Here is a 19,308-nt window from a genome sequence, read left to right as displayed (position 1 = left end):
AGCATATCATGGAGTTTGAAGGAAAATCGGCTTTGGTCACAGGCGCTGCAGGGGGGATCGGAACCTCTCTGGTGCGCCGCCTACTTGCTGCCGGCGCGCAGGTTGCCGTTGCTGACCGCCTGACTGACGGGATCGAGGCTGATGCCCATCTGCCTGGTGATCTGCTGGACGCGACCTATGCCGATGCACTTCCGCAAAGGGCAGCAGATGCGCTGGGCGGGTTGGACATTGTTGTTAACAACGCAGGTGTCATTACGCGGGGTGCCGTCACTGAAACTTCGGATCAGGATTGGTCTCTGTCTCTGGGCGTGAACGTCGAAGCCCCCTTTCGCATTTGCCGCGCTGCGATACCGATAATGGCTGCGAACGGAGGCGGGGCGATTGTGAACACCGCATCCTGTTGGGGTCTGCGTCCTGGCCCAAACCATGCAGTTTACTGCATGACCAAGGCCGCGATTGCCTCTCTGACCCAATGCATGGGGATGGACCACGCCCATCAGGGCATTCGCATCAACGCGGTTTGCCCGAACGAGGTGAACACGCCTATGTTGCGATCCGGTTTTGCCAAGCGTGGCTTCGACCCGGACACAGCTGTCGCCAAGCTGGGGCAGACTGTTCCCTTGGGGCGAATTGCGGAACCCGAAGACATAGCTGATGTGATCCTGTTTTTGGCCTCGGATGCGTCGCGGTATGTGTGCGGTGCGTTGCTGGAAGTGAATGGAGGCAAGCCGGTATCATGACCCGATTTAATGGCAAAACCGCCCTTGTCACCGGCGGACGCAGCGGGATCGGTCGGGCCATTGCTGATCGACTGCGTCAGGACGGGGCGCAGGTGTTTACCGCACAACGCGGGCAAGATCCCAGGTTCGAAGGGATCGAGGCAGATTTTGGTGATCCGAGCAGCCCGCAATCTGTGGTAAATCAAGTCGTTGAACGGGCAGGGCGTCTGGATATCCTCGTCAACAACGCGGGCATGATGCAGGAAGCCCTTGTCGAAGACACGAGCCTGGAGGACTGGCAGCGCAACCTGACAGTCAACCTGACGGCTCCTTTTTTGCTGATCAAGGCGGCGCTGCCTCATTTGCGGCAGACGCAAGGAAACATCGTCAATATCGGCTCGATCGAAGGGTTAGGCAGTAATCCGGGCCATGCGGCCTATTGTGCGACCAAGGCCGGGTTGCACGGCTTGACCCGTGCCGTCGCCGTGGATCACGGGACGGAGGGGGTCCGCTGCAACGCGGTGGCGCCCGGCTGGATCGACACTGAACTGAACATGGGTTTCATCGACGCTCAGCCGGACCCGGATGCATTTCGCCGCGACATTGGCCGCATCCATCCCGTCGCCCGGACTGGCCGACCAGAGGAGGTCGCGGCAGTGGTGGCGTTTCTTGTGTCTGAAGAGGCCAGCTTTGTCACCGGTCAGATTTACACGGTGGATGGGGGTCGTATGTCCAAGCTCAGCCTGCCCTGACAGGTCATTCCTTGCCGGAACGCCACTCTTTCCAAATCAGATAGCTATTTGCACCCAAAGATGCGAACGGCTCGGGTGGTAGGCGCGGCGGCATCGGTTGGGCCAGGAAATGATTTGCAATGTCCGATCCGCCCTGCGTGACCAATTCCGCCGCTGCCATGCCCTGCAATGTCCCTCGGGCAATTCCCAAACCGTTCTGACAACAGGCCGAGAAGACGCCCTTGTCCAACTCTCCGAACGCCGCTGATCCGTTTCGGCTAAGGCAAAGCATTCCAGCCCAACGATGCTCCATTCGTACATCGGGCAGATGCGGAAACCGTTCACGAAACTTGCGGTCATGCACCCACCCTGCATTGCGCAGGCGCATGGGGCTGGTCTCGATCGTCGGGTGGAAGGTCGAGCAGGTGCGGACCAGCAGTCGATCCCCATAACTGCCCGAGACGCGCCGGACCGACGTGCCCATCGGATCGGCTGGGGTGACGGCCCAGCGGGGCTGGCCTCCCAATGTCTTGATCTGTTCAGGCGTCAATCGCTCGGTGATCGACGCGTAAAGGCAGATGTGCATCAGTCGGCGTTCGTAGAAGCCAAAACTCTCCAGATGGCCGTTATTGGCCAGAATGATACGGCCCGTCGAAACCTGCGCTTCAGGTGTTTTCACCCGCCATCCCGCGCCTTGTTTTTCAAAGCCGGTAACGGGAGAGTTTTCGAACAGATCAACCTGTGACGACAGGTGAGAGGACAGAGCCCGAATGTAACCGGCGGGCTGGATCATCACCGTGCCGGGCGCATAAAGGCCCGAGGAATAGTGCGGACTACCCGTGATCTCTTGCATCTGTTGGCGGTCATAAAGCGTGTAAGGTTCGCCCAACCGGTCCAGATGCGCGGCGAATTCGCGGTTGTGCCTGTCCCCGACTCGTGTGGCAGCGGCGTTGAACTTGCCACATGGATCGAACATTTCCTGCGGCAGGTTGCATTCATCTGCCACGTTCGTTGCAAATCTTATTGCGCGGCGGTTTAGGGCTATGGTTGCGCGGTCAGCTTCCAGCCCGTCTCCGGCGTAATTGTCCGAGGCCAGATCATGGGGCAGATCGATCATGAAGCCCGAATTGCGGCCAGCGGAACCTTCGGCAAAACGACCGGCCTCTAGCAGAACAACCTTGAGCGCTGGGTCAACCTGATGCAGCCGGCGCGCAGCGCTCAGCCCGGCAAACCCGCCACCGACAATTGTGACGTCGGCAGAGATGTTCTGTTCAAGTCGGGGGAGCGATGTTTGGGGCGGCAGAATGGCGTTCCACCCCGCCGGCCCAGTCTGTCGTGGCAGCCGTTTTGCAGTATAGGCCGTCAATCGATCGCCTCGTCCGCATCATCGGCCAGATCAATCCAGATGGTTTTCAACTGGGTGTACTGGTCGTGGGCGTGGACCGAGTTGTCGCGGCCACCAAAACCGGATTGTTTGTAGCCGCCGAAGGGGGTGGTGATGTCACCCTCGCCAAAGCTGTTCACCGTCACGGTTCCGGCGCGGATCGCCCGCGCGCCGCGGATGGCTCGCTTGGCGTTAGCCGTAAAGATCGAAGCACACAGGCCATAGTCGGTGTCATTGGCAATCTTGATGGCCTCGTCAAAGCCAGACACTTCGATCACCGACAGAACGGGACCAAAGATCTCTTCGCGCGCCAGAGTGCTGTGATTGCCGGGCACTTCGACCACGGTCGCTTCGACAAAACCCTTGTTGGCATTGCCACCAATCACCACGTTTTCGGCTTGCTCTAAGTAGCCGCAGACCTTGTTGTAGTGGCCTTCGCTGACCAACGCACCCATTCGGGTTTCCGGGTCCAGCGGATCACCGATGTTCCACTGCTTCGCGTGATGGGCGATCCGCTCTAGCAACTCGGCCTTTACGTCCTTGTGCACGATCAGACGGGACGAGGCGGAACAGTTCTCACCCATGTTCCAGAACGCGCCATTCACGACATGGGCCGCCACGCGGTCAAGGTTCTCGGCGTCATCCATCACGATGGCCGGGTTCTTGCCGCCCATCTCCAACACAACCTCCTTGGCGTTGCTTTCCGCCGAATAGGTCAGGAACCGTTTGCCAGTGACGGTCGAGCCGGTGAAAGAGACCATGTCGATATCCATGTGTCGACCAATCGGCTCACCGACATCAGCACCGCCGCCCGGAACGATGTTCAGAACGCCGCGCGGCAGGCCCGCCTCCATCGCCAGTTCCGCGAGGCGCAGGGCGGTCAGCGTGGTTTCGGTTGCCGGTTTCACCACAACCGAGCAGCCCGCCGCCAAGGCAGGCCCGATCTTCCACGCCAGCATCAGCAGCGGGAAGTTCCACGGCAGCACCAACCCCACAACTCCGATGGGTTCGCGAACCACCATGGCGATGTGGTCGTCGCTGGCGGGCGAGACCTGATCATAGATTTTGTCGATCGCCTCGGCATGCCATTTCAGGCAGTGGATCGTTTCGGGGATATCCACGGTTTCGCAGTCATAAATGGTCTTGCCGCTGTCGATACTCTCCATCACTGCCAATTCACGGGCATTGCGAGTCATCAACTTGGCCAGTCGGATCAGTATGTCCTTGCGATCCGAGGGGTGCATTCTGGACCAGCGTCCATCGTCAAACGCCTCGCGCGCTTTTTCGACGGCAAAATCCACATCCGCCGCGTCGCAAGCGGTAATATCGGCCAGATTCTCACCTGTAGCGGGGTTCACCGTCTCAAAAGTCTTGCCCGAGATAGCCGGGCGGTAAGCACCGTCGATGAAGGCCCCGGTGGGCAAGGTCAGGCCCGCAGCGATGGATTTGTATTCGTCCTGTGTCAGCAATTCCATGCCTTAGCCCTCCGCCACGATATCTGCGATTGTTTTCTTCAGCACGCGCGTCACCTGTTCCAATGCGCGTTTGTCATCCTTGTTCAGCCCCTTTAGCGGGGGCCGCATCGCGCCTGCGTCGATCCCGTTCATGGTGACGCCATGCTTGATGGTCTGGATGAACTTGCCGCCCTGTTCCAGCACCCGCATCAACGGCATCATGGCGGACATGATGCGGCGGCCCTTGGCGAAGTTCCTTTCGACAACGCAGGCTTGATATAGTGCTACATGTTCGGCTGGCAGGAAGTTCGACCCACCGCAGACCCAGAACGGTGCGCCCCAGGCGAAGAATTCCAACGCCTGATCATCCATGCCGCAGCCAAGCTGGATATGCGGGTAATCCCTCGCCAACAAATGCACCCGGTTGATATCCCCCGAGCTTTCCTTGATGCCGCAGAAGTTTCGGCTGCGCCCCACGCGGTCAAGGAATTCTTCCCCCATCATCGTACCGGTGCGGTGCGGGTAGTTGTACAACATCACCGGCAAGTCAGCGGCCTTGTCGATGGCCAGCGCGTTCAGGGCGTTTTCCCGATCGGTCGGCACCGAATAGGGTGGGCTGGCCAGCAGGATCGCGTCCGCGCCAATCTCACGCGCGCCCGAGGCCAGCGCGATGGAATCCGGCGTCAGCATCGCGCCGGTTCCGACAACCAGAGGCAACCGGCCTTTCAACTGCTTATGCGTGAACGACGCCAGTTCCAGTCGTTCTTCGACAGTCTGGGCATAGTTCTCACCCGTTGACCCGCCCGATATCAGCCCGTGCACACTATTCTCTATCAGGTATTCGATCACGTGGGACAGGGCATCCCAGTTCACGCCGCCATCTTGGTGATAGGGCGTGACCACCGGGGTATAGATCCCCTCAAATCTAAAAATCGGGTTCATTCCGTCCTCATGCAGGTTTCGAAAGGGGCGGGATACCCATCGGGATATCCAGCGCAGCAGGCATCACGAACAGTTCGATTTGGTCGCGTGACAGGTTCCAGTGATCCTCGGCCAGCTGCGCAGCAGCCGCCTCATCGCCCGCCTCGATGGCGGCGATGATGGCGTCATGCTGGCGACTTGCCTCGGACAGGTTCTCGGTCTTGTGCGCGGATTGGGGTCTATAGAAGGTCATCCCGATCCGGGCATGGTCGATCAGCAACCGGTTGAATGATGGCCGCAAGTAGACATTGCCTGACATCTCTCCGGTCACATCATGAAAGCGGTTATTGGCCAGCGCCCGATCTTCGGCGGATCCGGATTGCAACGCAGCCTTGAACGCCTGTTGCGCGTCTTTCAGGTCGTTGATCTGAGTTCGTGTGGCGTTCTGCGCGGCAAGTCGCAAAACCGCGCCATAGACCATGGGTGCAGCCAGAAAGAAGTCACGCAGGGTGGTATAAGACATCTCAGACACCCGGGCACTGCGGTTGGTACGCAAGTCCAGATAGCCTTCGCCCGCCAGTTGCCGGAACACTTCGCGCAACGGTGTCCGGGACAAGCCGAAAGCGTCGGACAGATGCGCTTCGTCCAGATCTGTGCCTGGTTGCAGGCGCAGCGTCAGGATCGACACTTTCAGGTGCTCCATCAACTCGGCCTTTCGGGATTTGGCGTCGTCTTTCATCCGTTCCTCCAACAGTCGCTGCGCGAATCGTGCCGGCTATTTCGTTCATTCTCTGTATTCCAATAAAATACAAGTTGTATACAGAAAAGAATCGTGCAGCATAGGCCGTCGACCACGTCAAACTGAATCGGACGTCTATGCGCCAACCCCGCCACATCACTTTCATCCTGATCGAGGAATTCTCGCATCTCGCCTTTTCCTGCGCGGTCGAACCGCTGCGCATTGCCAACCTCGTCAGCGGTCAAGATCTGTATGAGTGGTCTTTTGTATCCGAACACAGCAAGCAGGCCGTTTGTTCCAACGGGTCGGTGACTTTGGTTCATGGGGGACTGGACGCGCTGCCAAAGACCGACCAACTGTTCGTGCTGTCAGGTATTCATATGCGCAACCATGTCTCGCGCCCTTTGCTAGCAACCCTTCGGCGCGAGCGGGCGAGAGGTACGGCCATCGGCGCTTTGTGTTCGGGCGCGTGGTTGCTTGCCGAGGCAGGATTTCTGGACGGGATGCAGGCCGCCATTCACTGGGAGTACCACGATGCCTTTATGGAGGCCTTTCCCGAGGTGAATCTGGTGCGCAGTGTCTTTGTCGCCGATGAAAAGCACATTACTGCCTCGGGTGGCACGGCGACCGCCGACCTGATGTTGCACCTGATTGAAAGGGACCACGGCGAAGAGTTGTCCATCGCGGTTGCTGACCAGATGGTCTACAACGCCGTGCGCAATGCCACGGCCAAACAGCGCGTGTCCCTTCAATCGCGCAACGGGATGCGTAACGCGCATCTCGCCAAGGCAATTCATATCATGCAGGACTGCATCGAGGCACCGGTTTCCCCATCTGATATTGCTGGGGATCTGGGGATTTCAACGCGCCAGTTGGAACGGCTGTTCGGTAAATACCTCAACACGTCGCCCAAGAAGTACTTTATGGAGCTTCGGCTGGAGCGCGCGCAGAAGCTGCTATTGCAGACCGAAGCGTCTGTCACCGAGGTGGCCATGGCCTGCGGATTCGAAAATCCGGGACATTTTTCGCGCGTGTACCGGTCGAGTTTTGGTGTGACGCCACATGCCCAAAAGAACAAGATAGACTAAGTGATAAGGACGGGGGGAGCGTCTCTGTCCTAAGGCGAGCCTGGCTGAACAGGCGCTCACCCCCTGATCCTGCTTCGTACCCCCTCGTTAAAACTTTACTGGTAAACTGGTCAGCAGGATTGAGTATTCATACATATCGAAGTGGGCATAACTATTACAAGATCGTGTCAGATATGTGTGCTTTTTGTTTAAAACATTAACGTTTGCGGTGTTCACCAGTTGACCAAATGGCTCAAAACAGGCCAACTTATAGGGTGAAATGTATAGACAGACTCTGAAGTTGGCCAAAAAAGACGACAAATCGGGAAATTCTGACCGCAATTCCCATGCCGGCGATGCCGTCAGATTTTATATCTTCATCACAATTTGACGGTGGAGGATATCAATGCACTTGGAAATCGGTAAATCTGACTCCCGCTTCGCCAACGGCGCGGTTTCTCGTGCCAGTCGCGAGCGTCAGATTTGCGATGCGGCCAAATTGGCCGAAGCTGCCTTTTCAGAACTGACCGCTGTTGCGGGTCGCGCGCCGGATATGGCGGCGTCCAACGGTCAGGTTTTCCAGGTGTTCCGTTGGTATTTCTTGTCGGCTTATTGCACGCGATTGCTGACCAACGCCGCCCATCGGCTAGAGCGTCAGACTTTACAGGTCTCGATGGACGTGTTCAGCGCCGTTAGAATGGTCCTGCCGGACACAGAGGTTCAGGCATCCATGGCCCTGGCTCAGGGTGAAGTGACAACACCGGCCGCGGCGCGCTTGAACAAGATCGGATGCCGTGGACATTCTGCGGGCTGGATCGCCGCAAAGCTGAATCAGCAAGGTCGGGACATCCCATCAGAGATCAAGAGCTCGCTTGCGGGCGCATTGTCAGCGTCGGAACGGCGCATTTGACGCGACCGGGGATCCCACACGCGCTGGGTAATTTCGACAAAAAATAATTCAACGCACTGTCGGTTTCTCAATGGGAGAGTGGATCGACAAATTCAAGTTTATCCCGGCAAGTGGGGCTTACAAACGTCAAGTCCCAACCCCGTTTGAGGAAGGTTTCATTCATACTCCGCGAACAAGGCGTTGAGCTGAATGGTCCAAAGTAAACTCAACGCGTCACGCGCAATTCGAACCGCGCTACTGGGGCTTGATGCGCCCATGGCACATGCAAGCGGGTACTGGGCAGCCATGCTCATAACCAAGCAGCGCGTGCATTATTCAATGGAGATTAGATGGTGCTGCTGGAGAGAATTGAACTCTCGACCTCTCCCTTACCAAAGGAACGTTCATATCGCGATTTATTAAATAAAATCAATGCCTTGAATTGAATCTATTGAGTGCCTGCACCATTTTTGCACACATTCCTCTAACCTATTGAGGTTAAAAGGATAAATATTTGGTGAATTTCACCTAGCCTGTTAGAGGCTGAAAAGCTCCGCGCGAAACCTGATTTTGATCCCATCTGAACTCCTTCGCGGTTTGAATTCTCCGGTGCAAACAGCTGTGATCTAAGTGCAGTGAATTGATTGACCGACCATAAAATGTCGAAAACTTCGTGGTTTTTGGGCGAATTTGAACTTTCAATCTCTGTCGCTGTAAAACCCAGCAGGGCGTAGACCTAATTTTACGGACTTTTAGTTGCGTTATTGACGAAATTTTGTTGAATGCTGACTTTGATCGGCGTAAAAGCCTAAGCTGGAGGCGGAGATATGATTTACCGATTGGAAATAGAAAATTTCTATTCTGTGCGTGAACGGCAGGTCGTCGATCTGACCGTAGGCAAGAAAGTTCCCGATGAACCGGGGCGTTTGGTTCAAATTTTTGATAGTTCTGAAGAGCGCGCTCCAAGAATCGTTGCGATATATGGTGCAAACGCTTCAGGAAAATCTAATGTTCTTCGCGCTATCGCGTTCCTATCTTGGTTCGTCCAATACAGCTTTCAGAATCAAGCAAAGTCCTCGCTGCCGTACCAAAAGTTTCTAACTGATATGTCCTACGATGCCCCGACCAGATTGTCCTTGACGTTCTCTGGTATGGAGGAGCCATTGGCGGCTGAAAGCTCCAAAACGTGCCCATACGTATACACTCTCGAACTCTCGTCTCGCGGTAACTTGGAAGACCGGGTTATAAGTGAAAGCTTGTACTACAGGCCCACAGATGCATCGCGGATGGTTCGGATTTTCGAAAGGAATGAGATCGGTGAAGTAAAAGTGGCAAAATGGGTCGGTCTCAGCCACCAGCATTCAGTTTTGCAAACTATTCTTCGTCCTGACGCAAGTGTTATCTCGACTTTGGGGCAACTGAACAACAAGCTAGCACTGAACTTCATCAATGCGGCAAGTTCAATTGATACAAATATTTTACTAACGAGATTCGAGCATAACGAGCAGGGCTTGTTAAGAGTGTATGCGTCGAACGACAAAATGCTTGACGCTCTTAACCGCGACATCCGTCGCATAGACCTTGGCATCGACCAAGTAGAGATCATAGCTGAGAACGGTGCGCCAGTTGCAAGTTTCGCTCACACTGGTTTGAACCGACCAATCAAGATGCTTTTTGAAAGTCACGGTACGCAGCAATTCGTAAGGATTTACCCAACGCTCTATCGAGCGCTAGAGATAGGTGGAATCGCGGTAATAGATGAGCTTGATGTTGCTATACATCCAGCCGTTCTTCCTGAGATCATGCGTTGGTTCTCAGATCCAGAGCGCAACCGGTATGGAGCGCAGCTCTGGATGAGTTGTCATGCAGTCTCATTGCTTGACGATCTTTTGAAGGAGGAAGTGCTTATCTGCGAAAAAGATAATAGCGGAGCGACACAGGTTTACGGCCTTGGTGACATAAAAGGCATCCGACGCGGAGAGAATTTCTTGCAAAACTATTTAGGCGGTGTTTATGGCGGGATTCCGAGTATCGGTTAATGAGTAGGCGCAAGATACAACGAAGAAAGCGTATCTTTCTCGGATGCGAGGGTGAGAGTGAGCAAGGCTATGGTGCGCTTTTAAGTAAGCTTGCTGAAGAAGCGGGCCTAAGTGTTCACCTTGTGATCAAAAACCTTCAACCGGCTGGTGATCCGCTCGCTCTAGCCCAAAAAGCCATTCAGCAGTTCGACAAGGAAAATCGAAAAGCGCCATTCATTGGAAAAGCTATCTTGTTGGATACAGATCGACTGACTGAACCAGCAGATAGAGGGCGGCGGGCACTAGAATTGTTGGAAAGAAAACAATTCATAACAATATGGCAGAGACCTGATCATGAAGGTTTGTTGTTGCGACACTTCCCCGGCTGCGAACGCAACGACCCCCCTCGAGGTAGGTCTTTAGCTGCAATTCAAGTAGTTTGGCCCGGCTATAGAAAAAACATGGGCGCCGCTGACTTGGCCGGTCGCCTAAAAATAGATGGCGTCCATAGAGCAGCGGGTGTCACTCCGGGTCTGCTCGAGCTAATGCAGTTAATTGGCTTTTATATAGATTAGCATCAATACAGTGTAGTAACTACGGGCGCAGCGTCCGCTTGTATACCCGCTTCCTGCATGCGGCTGATGTCCGGATACACCGCTGGCACCCTAGTAACAGCCGCCGCCTTGGACGCACGGACGCCTTTGAGTTCTCGTAGTTGAGCACTCCCCATTTTGCACAGTTGCATTAATCCATTGATTCGATGCGAGAAACAAAGCGGATTCCGTGCACCATTTTTGCACCATTTTTGCACGAATTGTGGACAATTCCGTCAGAAAATGCAGGAATCTGCAGTACTTTTCTGTACTTATGTGGGGTTCAAGTTTGGGCTGAAAATGTCAAAAAGAACATATATTTCGGTGCTTTAGTGGTGCTGCTGGAGAGAATTGAACTCTCGACCTCTCCCTTACCAAGGGAGTGCTCTACCTCTGAGCTACAGCAGCGCTGTGGGCGGGTGATTAGACTCAAACGAAACGCGGCGCAAGGGTGTCTGGACGGTTTTTTTCGTCTCCTGTAGAGAAAGACAATGGCAGACAAAAATTCACCTAAAAAAGACGGTAAATCCGGGGACGCGCGCGAAGAACGGCTTAAGGCCGCGCTTAAGGCGAATATGGCGCGGCGCAAGGCGCAAGCCAAAGCGCGGGCGGCATCCGAGGACAAGACCGGCAAGGACGAGGGATAAGAGCAGATGGATTCGATTTTGGTAACGGGCAACGGGCCGCTGAACGGTCAGATACCGATTGCGGGGGCCAAGAACGCATGCCTGACGCTGATGCCCGCAACGTTGCTCAGCGAAGAACCGCTGACGCTGACCAATGCGCCGCGGCTGAGTGACATCAAGACAATGACTGCGCTGTTGCAATCGCTGGGGGCAGAAGTGTCTTCGCTGCAGGACGGGCAGGTGCTGGCGATGTCCAGCCATGATCTGCTCAGTCAGACGGCGGATTATGAGATCGTGCGCAAGATGCGGGCGTCCAATCTGGTATTGGGTCCTTTGCTGGCGCGTTTTGGACAGGCTGTTGTGTCGTTGCCGGGGGGGTGTGCCATCGGTGCACGACCGATGGACCTGCATGTCGAAGGTCTTGAGGCGCTGGGCGCCGAGATCGAGCTTAAAGACGGTTACTTGCACGCCAAAGCCCCGGGTGGGCTGAAAGGCGCAGTGCATGAGATGCGCTTTGCCTCGGTGGGCGCAACTGAGAACATCGTTATGGCCGCCACGCTGGCCAAAGGCACGACCGTTCTGAAGAACGCCGCACGTGAGCCGGAGATTGTTGACCTGGTTGAGTGCCTACGCAAGATGGGTGCGCAAATTTCGGGTGAGGGGACCTCGACCATCGAGATTCAGGGCGTTGATCGCCTGCATGGTGCAACGCATCAGGTGGTGACCGACCGGATCGAACTGGGCACATATATGTTGGCCCCGGCCATGTGCGGCGGTGAAGTTGAGTTGTTGGGTGGTCGGATGGCTTTGGTCGAATCTTTTGCGGCCAAGCTGGATGCGGCAGGAGTGCATGTCGAAGAAACCCCAAAAGGCCTGAAGGTTGCCCGTAAGAACGGCCGTGTTAACGCTGTGGACGTTGTGACCGAGCCGTTTCCCGGTTTCCCGACGGATTTGCAGGCGCAGATGATGGCGCTGATGTGCACGGCCGAAGGTACCTCAGTTCTGGAAGAACGTATCTTTGAGAACCGCTTTATGCATGCCCCGGAATTGGTGCGCATGGGCGCGAATATTGAAGTGCACGGTGGCACGGCGACCGTGACCGGAGTTGAACGCCTAAAAGGCGCGCCCGTAATGGCGACGGATTTGCGGGCCTCGGTGTCGTTGATTCTGGCCGGTATGGCGGCCGAAGGGGAAACGACAGTCAGTCGGGTCTATCATCTGGACCGCGGATATGAACATGTGGTGCGTAAGCTGGAAGGCGTGGGCGCAAAGATTGAACGGATCAAAGGCCAATGACAGATGCAAGTTTTGAAGACGGACGCGAAGCCCCACTGAATCTGGGGGCCGAGGACGCCGATGACCTTCAGGTGATTTCGACCCTGGCGCAGGATGCGGTTTTCCCAATCACCGAGATGACGTGGCGGCCCTCTGAACGTCGCTTTGGCCTGTTGCTGAACCGGTTCCGCTGGGAAGACAAAGATGCCGCCGCCCGCCGCGACCGCCCGTTTGAACGGGTGCAGTCGGTTCTGGTTTTCGATTCAGTGCTTTCTGTGGCGAGCCAAGGGGTCGAACGCGGCGACAAGGAAATGGTGATGTCCCTGCTGTCGATTGATTTCGAAGCGGGCGAAGACGGTGCCGGGCAGATCATGCTAACACTGGCCGGAGATGGTACGATCCGCTTGTCGGTCGAGGCGCTGGATGTCACCCTCAAGGACGTGACCCGGCCGTATCAGGCCCCTTCCGGTCAGGCACCGCACCATCCGGAATAAGCGCGGCATAGCGCAGGCATTCCCCGGACCCCCACAGGGTCTGGTGCTGCGCCGTGCGACCGTTTTCGACGTGTTCGATCTGAGCCGTGTTCTGGTCCGGTCAATTACCGAGCTTTGCAAGGCGGACCATCAGGATGATCCTAAGGTGATCGCACAATGGGTCGCAAACAAAGATCCGGAGACGATCAGAGGCTGGATCAGGAACGGGGCACAAATCTGGCTCGCCGAGAATAACGGGCAGCCTGCTGCAGTCGGTGGGCTGACCGAAGCCGGAGAAGTCACGCTTTTGTATATCGATCCAGGTCACATTGGTTGCGGTATTGGCGGTGCTTTGTTGAAGACGCTTGAGCGGGAACTAATCGCTCTTGGCTGTACCGAGGGGCAGCTTGAAGCCACCCAAACGGCACAGGGTTTCTATGCGCGGCACGGCTGGGAAGCCACCGGAGGATGCAGTCAGCGCAATGACGTGCCCTGTCTGAGTATGCGCAAATCGCTGCACCTACAGGACTGAGGGTTGAGGCCGGCCCATCTGGGCGGTATGTCCCGATCAAACGCTCCGGAGTGCCAGAACATGCCTGTTTTCCTCGACACGACGTCGTCTGAATTCGAGACCGCCTTCAAAACACTATTGTCCGCCAAGCGCGAGGACAGCCCGGATGTGGACGCCGTTGTCGCTGAGATTATCGATGACGTGCGGAAACGCGGCGATGCGGCGGTGATCGAACTGACCGCCAAGTTTGACCGGCTGGAGCTGACCCCCGAAACATTGGCCTTCAGCGCTGAACAGATCACTGAGGCTGTGGATCAGGTCTCGGCCGAAGATCGGGCCGCGCTGGAATTGGCTGCCGACCGTATCCGGACCTATCACGAAAGGCAGATGCCTGAGGATCACGCGTGGACCGATGAAGCAGGCGCAACGCTGGGGTGGCGCTGGTCTGCAGTGTCGGCTGCTGGTCTTTATGTGCCCGGCGGGCTGGCATCTTATCCGTCATCAGTGCTGATGAACGCAATCCCGGCCAAGGTTGCGGGAGTCGAGCGTTTGGCCATCGCGGTGCCAACGCCGGACGGGCAGGTGAACCCGCTGGTCCTGCTGGCGGCGCAGCTTTCCGGTGTGGATACAGTCTATCGTGTAGGCGGTGCACAGGCGATTGCCGCACTGGCCTATGGCACCGACAGTATCGCGCCCGTCGACAAGATCACCGGGCCGGGCAACGCCTTTGTCGCCGCCGCCAAGCGCCGCGTTTTTGGAAAGGTTGGCATAGACATGATTGCCGGCCCGTCCGAGATTCTGGTGATTGCCGACAAGGACAACGACCCCGACTGGATCGCGTTGGATCTGCTTAGCCAAGCAGAACATGACGAAAGCGCGCAGTCGATTCTGATTACAGATGACGCCGGGTTTGGGCAGGCTGTCGTCAAAGCCGTCGATAAACGCCTTGAAACCCTGCAACGCCGCGCAATCGCGGGGGCCAGCTGGCGTGATTTCGGCGCGATCATCACCGTGCGTGATTTGGACGAGGCGGCGGCATTGTCGAACCGCATCGCGCCCGAACACCTTGAGTTGTGCGTGGCCGACCCGGTCGCGCTGAGCGCCAAGACTGTCCACGCTGGCGCTATCTTCCTGGGCCAGTACACGCCCGAGGCCATTGGAGACTATGTTGGCGGCCCCAACCACGTGCTGCCGACGGCCCGTTCGGCCCGCTTCTCTTCCGGTCTCAGCGTGATGGATTTTCTCAAGCGCACCACACTCAGCCAAATGACACCAGAAGCCCTGCGTGCAATCGGACCAGCAGCTGAGCAACTGGCACAATCCGAAAGCCTTGAGGCGCATGGGCTGTCTGTCACGGCGCGACTGAAGCGTCTGAATGGCTGAAGGTTTATGGCTATGGGGTCACACCTGCTGTGAACCTGCATTGGTTCTCATGGATTGGGCTTGAAACATATGGGTGTTCAACGGCGCCCTAGCCGCAAGACGACCCGGCACAAAGGAGCCAGACTTGGAACGCGTGGCAACACTCTGGATCGGCAAACGGTTTAGTTTTCTAGAGCATTTGTGCCTGAAATCCTTCGCGGATGTGGACCAGAAGCCGATCGTCTACCACTATGGCGACCTCGAGGATATTCCGGATTACATCGAGGCGCGTGACGCACGTGAAGTATTTGATACGTCCGAGATTTACCGCGACCCGATCACCCGATCCGTTGCCGTTCATGCGGATCTGTTCCGCCTGAAGCTTATGCAGGATACCGACTATATCTGGGTGGATGCCGATGCCTACGCGAACAGACCGTTCGAGACCAAACAGGGTTACTTGTTTCCTAAGGCGAATATGAAACGTCGGCGTATGATGAATGGTGTTGTTGCCTTGCCAAGCGACAGCCTGGCATTGAAAAAAATGTGTGATTTTGCTTTTGCCAGCGACCTTGTTCCGCCCTGGTGGGCAGAGGATCGGCGAAAGAGCTACATCGACATATTCGGCAGATCAACTGTCTGGAGTTTGCCGCTTTCGACCTTTGGGCCACCTTTGTTCTTTCACTACATTTATAACACGCCGGAACATGATATGTGTTCTGCCCGCGCCGAGCTTTACGCGATTCCTCTTAGGTACAGAAAGCACTGGAACGATCCGGATATGTCGGCGCTCGAGTTTCTGGACTGGCAGAACAAAATGTCCGTGCATTTCTTTGGATCTTGGTTTCGGAAGATTTTTCAGGGTCGTGAAATCGCCAAGGGCTCGCTTGTCGACACCCTGCTGCGGAAGCACGGAATCGACCCTTCGGATCACCCGTTGTAGCGAGTTTGTCAGGAAATGGTCTGTGTGCGTTGCCCATTTAATTTTGTTGCTATAAGTCTGTCCCGACCTGAACGGACCACGCCTTATGACTCGTATCTCGCACATCGAACTTGACGACCGAAACCTGCCTCCGCCGACCCCCGAGATTGAGCAGGAGCGTAAGGTTGCGATCTATGATTTGCTGGAAGAAAACAGCTTTGCGCTGCCGGTGCGCGATGACCGTGTCACGCCTGATGGACCATACCGTGTGCAGCTGTCGATCCGCGATAAGCGGCTGGTCTTTGACATAGCCACCGAGGCCGAGGAAAAGGCAGCTGAGTTTCACCTGTCGCTGGGGCCGTTCCGGCAAGTGGTCAAAGATTATTTTCAGATCTGCGAAAGCTATTTCAACGCGGTAAAAACCCTGCCGCCCAGCCAGATCGAAACCATCGACATGGCCCGTCGCGGCATCCACAACGAAGGCAGCCGCGTCTTGCAGGAGCGACTTGAAGGTAAGGCCGACATAGATACCGATACCGCGCGTCGCCTTTTCACGCTGATCTGCGTGCTGCATTTCGGGGGCTGACGCGTGAAGCCTTTACCGCAGTCGGTCCTGTTTTGTTGCGACCATAACGCGGTTCGGTCCCCTATGGCCGAAGGGCTCATGAAAAAGTTCTATGGTACGGGCACTTATGTGCAGTCCGCCGGTGTGCGAAATGACCTTGAGATTGACGGATTTTGCATTGCTGTCTGTCAGGAAGTCGGCGTTGAACTGTCCCGCCATCGGTCCCGCTCGTTTGATGAGATGCAGGAATGGGGTGACGACCTCAGCTCGTTCGACTTGATCGTTGCGTTGTCTCCAGCCAGTCAGCGCCAGGCTCTGGAATTGACGCGCATTTTTCACTTGGATGTCGATTATTGGCCAATAATGGACCCTACCGGACTGGGCGAAAGCCGCGCAGACAAGTTAATTCACTACCGACAGACCCGCGACCAGATCATTCAGCATCTCAAAGGTCGCTGGGGCGAACCTACGGAGTGACCATGAACCAGACCGTCAAAACCTATTTCGACGCTTTCAATGCCGGTGACGTCGACGGCATGCTGGCTTGCCTGTCAGATGACGTGGCGCATCACGTGAACGAAGGCCAGATCCGCACTGGCAAGGAAAAATTTGCAGCCTTCTGCGCCCATATGAACCGCTGCTACAAGGAACACCTGACGGACATCGTGGTGTTTGAGGCCGAAGGCGGCACCCGCGCTTCGGCCGAGTTCACTGTGAACGGCACCTATCTGCAAACGGATGAGGGTTTGCCCGAAGCCCACGGCCAGACCTATCGCTTGCCCGCTGGGTCGTTCTTTGACTTGAAAGACGGCAAGATCACCCGCGTTACCACGTTCTACAACCTCGCTGACTGGACAAAGCAGGTTTCGAATGGCTGAGGTTACAGCTGTCCGCCCCCTGACTGGCGCGGCGCTGACAAATGCTTTGGACGATGTGGCGCGTTTGCGGATTCTAGTGTTTCGGGCATGGCCGTATCTGTATGACGGCGACATCGATTACGAGCGGAAGTACCTGCAATCTTACCGTGACAGCGACAAAGCGGTCGTTGTTGGAGCGTTCGATGGTGACCGCCTGATAGGCACTTCAACCGGTGCCCCTCTGACCGATCACGCTGATGATTTCGCCGCCGCCTTTGAAGGCTCGGGCCTGGACCTGACCGACATCTTCTACTGCGCCGAATCTGTCCTTTTGCCGGACTATCGGGGGCAGGGGGTTGGGCATAAGTTTTTTGACCTTCGCGAGGCACACGCGCGCAAGCTGGGCTACAGAAAATGCGCCTTTTGCAGTGTACAGCGCGCCCCAGACCACCCCATGCGGCCCAAAAATTATCGCCCCTTGGATACCTTCTGGCGCGCGCGGGGATATGAGCCGCTGCCCGGTGTGATCGCGCAGTTTTCGTGGAAGGATGTTGGCGAAGAGGGCGAGACAGCAAAGCGACTGCAGTTTTGGATGCGGGATCTGTAGATAGTTTTCGTCTGCTCTGCGGACAAATCGGTCTTTTGCTGTTCTTGTGCCTTGTCTTAGTCGAGCCTGAACCCGATTTTCATAGCGACCTGGAAGTGACCAACTTCGCCATCCGTTATGTGACCTCGGATATCCGAAACTTCGAACCAATCAAGGTTTTTAACTGTCTCAGCCGCCTTTGAGATACCCGACCTGATAGCTGCATCAACAGATTCCGTTGACGTGTCGACGACATCGATTTTCTTGTAGGTTGCATTCGTCACTTTCATTCTCCCTAAGCTGAACTGGATTATTGGGTGCGTGTTTGATGGCCCCTCGGAACCGACCCTCAGGCTCTCTCATCATTGCCAAGACATCAACTGAATCTGTCTCTTGCAGACTGACAGATGGTTGCATGCTGACATACCAGCACTTTAAAATGAATTGTGTGCTGGTTCACCGGTCAACAATGACGGTTTCGTTGGCCGCTCATTTCCGACAAGAGCAAGGTTTGGCAGTCATTCATGCATCCTGCGGCATTTGACAGTTCGGGGTCATAGCGGAAATGGTCACTCAAAACCCAAGGTGTCAGGATGGGGCTATACAGCCCGCGAACTCACACTTAAATTCGCCCGAGTTTGGACCGCAAGGAAAGCCCATGAAAGTCGCTACTGCCGCCTATAACCTCGATTGGCTCGACAGTTGGGCGCAATATGAGGACAAGCTCGACCGTTGGGTCTCAGACGCCGCGAGGCAGGGGGCGGAACTGCTGGTTTTCCCCGAATACGGCGCGATGGAACTGTCGGCACTCGATGGAACCGAGGTGGCGGGTGATCTGGAGCGTTCGATCCATGCAGTCTCGGATCGGATGGAGGATGTGCAAAACCTGCACCAGCGCCTCGCACAGGAGTACAAGGCGTACATTCTGGGCGCATCGGCCCCGGTTGTGGATGGCCCCGGTCGACCTGTGAACCGGGCAGCACTTTATGCCCCAGATGGCAAACAGGACCACCAGGACAAACAGATCATGACCCGGTTCGAACGCGAGTCGTGGGATATCGCCCCTGGCGGCCCATTGAAACTGTTCGATACGGCGCTGGGCAAGATCGGGGTGTTGATCTGTTATGATAGCGAGTTTCCGTTGCTGGGCCGTGCGCTCAGCGACGCCGACCTAATCCTTGTCCCCTCGTGTACCGAAGCGCTTTCAGGTTACTGGCGCGTTCGGATTGGTGCTATGTCAAGAGCGTTGGAAAATCAGTGCGTTACGGTTATGGCGTCATTGGTCGGGAACAACGACTGGTCCGAGGCTGTAGATATGAATACCGGAACGGGTGGCATTTTCGGCCCGCCAGACAAGGGCTTTCCGGCCACCGGCGTACTGGCCGAAGGCACACTTAACCACCCCGGTTGGACCTATGCAGACATCGATCTGTCCGCCATCGCGGAAGTGCGTGCCGACGGCCAGGTGCTGAACCGAACGCACTGGGAAGAACAAGCCCCCCGAGTCGAATCGGTCACATTATCCGCCCTTTAGGTGATTCCGCCCTTGAAATAAGCCCAAAATGGGCTCATTTAAGCGCACATCCTCGCAGATTCTGCGAGTGCAACTTAAATGT

22 protein-coding genes and 1 tRNA gene are annotated in these 19,308 nt (G+C 56.1%); 17 read left to right on the top strand and 6 right to left on the bottom strand.

The window, feature by feature from the left end:
• Positions 1-8 precede the first annotated feature (8 nt).
• Positions 9-740, top strand: a complete 732-nt coding sequence (locus AC2FFH_RS03275) for an SDR family NAD(P)-dependent oxidoreductase (protein WP_496843738.1) — start codon at positions 9-11, stop codon at positions 738-740.
• Positions 737-1,471, top strand: a complete 735-nt coding sequence (locus AC2FFH_RS03270; protein ID WP_496843737.1) for an SDR family NAD(P)-dependent oxidoreductase — start codon at positions 737-739, stop codon at positions 1,469-1,471. The genes AC2FFH_RS03275 and AC2FFH_RS03270 overlap by 4 nt, the downstream gene beginning before the upstream one ends.
• A gap of 4 nt (positions 1,472-1,475) precedes the next feature.
• On the opposite strand, the gene AC2FFH_RS03265 is transcribed toward AC2FFH_RS03270, so the two are convergent.
• From AC2FFH_RS03265 to AC2FFH_RS03250, 4 genes are read right to left on the bottom strand one after another with little or no spacing between them, the layout of a single operon-like run.
• A complete protein-coding gene (locus AC2FFH_RS03265) occupies positions 1,476-2,816 on the bottom strand; it encodes an NAD(P)/FAD-dependent oxidoreductase (RefSeq protein ID WP_496768820.1) in 1,341 nt (446 codons plus the stop codon).
• Positions 2,813-4,309, bottom strand: a complete 1,497-nt coding sequence (locus AC2FFH_RS03260; protein ID WP_496843736.1) for an aldehyde dehydrogenase — start codon at positions 4,307-4,309, stop codon at positions 2,813-2,815. Before AC2FFH_RS03260 ends, AC2FFH_RS03265 begins: the two co-directional genes overlap by 4 nt.
• A gap of 3 nt (positions 4,310-4,312) precedes the next feature.
• On the bottom strand, positions 4,313-5,230 hold the full coding sequence (locus AC2FFH_RS03255) for a dihydrodipicolinate synthase family protein (RefSeq protein WP_496740646.1): 918 nt from the start codon (positions 5,228-5,230) through the stop codon (positions 4,313-4,315).
• 7 nt (positions 5,231-5,237) lie between these two features.
• On the bottom strand, positions 5,238-5,948 hold the full coding sequence (locus AC2FFH_RS03250; protein WP_109310760.1) for a GntR family transcriptional regulator: 711 nt from the start codon (positions 5,946-5,948) through the stop codon (positions 5,238-5,240).
• Between the two features lie 137 nt (positions 5,949-6,085).
• On the opposite strand from AC2FFH_RS03250, the gene AC2FFH_RS03245 reads away from it, so the two are divergent.
• From AC2FFH_RS03245 to AC2FFH_RS03230, 4 genes are all read left to right on the top strand, one after another.
• The gene (locus AC2FFH_RS03245) at positions 6,086-7,036 is read left to right on the top strand and encodes a GlxA family transcriptional regulator (RefSeq protein ID WP_108862113.1); all 951 of its coding nucleotides are present in this window, start codon (positions 6,086-6,088) and stop codon (positions 7,034-7,036) included.
• A 385-nt stretch (positions 7,037-7,421) separates the two neighbouring features.
• Entirely contained in the window at positions 7,422-7,925 is a 504-nt protein-coding gene (locus AC2FFH_RS03240; protein WP_496843734.1) for a hypothetical protein, read from the top strand.
• Between the two features lie 806 nt (positions 7,926-8,731).
• A complete protein-coding gene (locus AC2FFH_RS03235; RefSeq protein WP_496757334.1) occupies positions 8,732-9,943 on the top strand; it encodes an AAA family ATPase in 1,212 nt (403 codons plus the stop codon).
• Positions 9,943-10,497, top strand: coding sequence for a hypothetical protein (locus AC2FFH_RS03230; RefSeq protein WP_496757336.1), 555 nt, complete (start codon positions 9,943-9,945; stop codon positions 10,495-10,497). Before AC2FFH_RS03235 ends, AC2FFH_RS03230 begins: the two co-directional genes overlap by 1 nt.
• Positions 10,498-10,848: 351 nt before the next feature.
• Here AC2FFH_RS03230 and AC2FFH_RS03225 read toward each other — a convergent pair.
• Positions 10,849-10,923 (bottom strand) — tRNA-Thr (locus AC2FFH_RS03225).
• Between the two features lie 83 nt (positions 10,924-11,006).
• On the opposite strand from AC2FFH_RS03225, the gene AC2FFH_RS03220 reads away from it, so the two are divergent.
• From AC2FFH_RS03220 to AC2FFH_RS03175, 10 genes are all read left to right on the top strand, one after another.
• Positions 11,007-11,162: a hypothetical protein gene (locus AC2FFH_RS03220; protein WP_199520031.1), complete on the top strand. Its 156-nt coding sequence runs from the start codon at positions 11,007-11,009 to the stop codon at positions 11,160-11,162.
• A gap of 6 nt (positions 11,163-11,168) precedes the next feature.
• Complete coding sequence (gene murA / locus AC2FFH_RS03215; RefSeq protein WP_496768812.1) at positions 11,169-12,437, top strand: UDP-N-acetylglucosamine 1-carboxyvinyltransferase; 1,269 nt, start codon at positions 11,169-11,171, stop codon at positions 12,435-12,437.
• A complete protein-coding gene (locus AC2FFH_RS03210) occupies positions 12,434-12,910 on the top strand; it encodes a DUF2948 family protein (RefSeq protein ID WP_496768810.1) in 477 nt (158 codons plus the stop codon). The genes murA and AC2FFH_RS03210 overlap by 4 nt, the downstream gene beginning before the upstream one ends.
• Positions 12,911-12,953: 43 nt before the next feature.
• Positions 12,954-13,421, top strand: coding sequence for a GNAT family N-acetyltransferase (locus tag AC2FFH_RS03205; RefSeq protein ID WP_496780587.1), 468 nt, complete (start codon positions 12,954-12,956; stop codon positions 13,419-13,421).
• 60 nt (positions 13,422-13,481) lie between these two features.
• Entirely contained in the window at positions 13,482-14,783 is a 1,302-nt protein-coding gene (gene hisD / locus AC2FFH_RS03200) for a histidinol dehydrogenase (RefSeq protein WP_496741274.1), read from the top strand.
• 124 nt (positions 14,784-14,907) lie between these two features.
• A complete protein-coding gene (locus tag AC2FFH_RS03195) occupies positions 14,908-15,705 on the top strand; it encodes a hypothetical protein (RefSeq protein ID WP_496780589.1) in 798 nt (265 codons plus the stop codon).
• 85 nt (positions 15,706-15,790) lie between these two features.
• Positions 15,791-16,270: a UPF0262 family protein gene (locus tag AC2FFH_RS03190; protein WP_496696377.1), complete on the top strand. Its 480-nt coding sequence runs from the start codon at positions 15,791-15,793 to the stop codon at positions 16,268-16,270.
• A 3-nt stretch (positions 16,271-16,273) separates the two neighbouring features.
• Positions 16,274-16,726, top strand: coding sequence for an arsenate-mycothiol transferase ArsC (locus AC2FFH_RS03185; RefSeq protein ID WP_058275393.1), 453 nt, complete (start codon positions 16,274-16,276; stop codon positions 16,724-16,726).
• A gap of 2 nt (positions 16,727-16,728) precedes the next feature.
• A complete protein-coding gene (locus AC2FFH_RS03180; RefSeq protein ID WP_496725489.1) occupies positions 16,729-17,127 on the top strand; it encodes a ketosteroid isomerase-related protein in 399 nt (132 codons plus the stop codon).
• Entirely contained in the window at positions 17,120-17,713 is a 594-nt protein-coding gene (locus AC2FFH_RS03175) for a GNAT family N-acetyltransferase (protein WP_496843733.1), read from the top strand. The genes AC2FFH_RS03180 and AC2FFH_RS03175 overlap by 8 nt, the downstream gene beginning before the upstream one ends.
• Positions 17,714-17,769: 56 nt before the next feature.
• On the opposite strand, the gene AC2FFH_RS03170 is transcribed toward AC2FFH_RS03175, so the two are convergent.
• On the bottom strand, positions 17,770-17,982 hold the full coding sequence (locus AC2FFH_RS03170) for a dodecin (RefSeq protein ID WP_496843732.1): 213 nt from the start codon (positions 17,980-17,982) through the stop codon (positions 17,770-17,772).
• Positions 17,983-18,350: 368 nt separating this feature from the next.
• Here AC2FFH_RS03170 and AC2FFH_RS03165 point away from each other — a divergent pair, with 368 nt between their 5' ends.
• Positions 18,351-19,226 (top strand): carbon-nitrogen hydrolase family protein, encoded by an 876-nt coding sequence (locus AC2FFH_RS03165; protein ID WP_496843730.1) that lies wholly within the window; start codon positions 18,351-18,353, stop codon positions 19,224-19,226.
• Positions 19,227-19,308: the final 82 nt, after the last annotated feature.

This window comes from Ruegeria sp. YTSC003 (assembly GCF_059609785.1).
The sequence above is the reverse complement of the archived record's forward strand: the minus strand, read 5'-3'. Positions and strand labels throughout refer to the sequence as shown.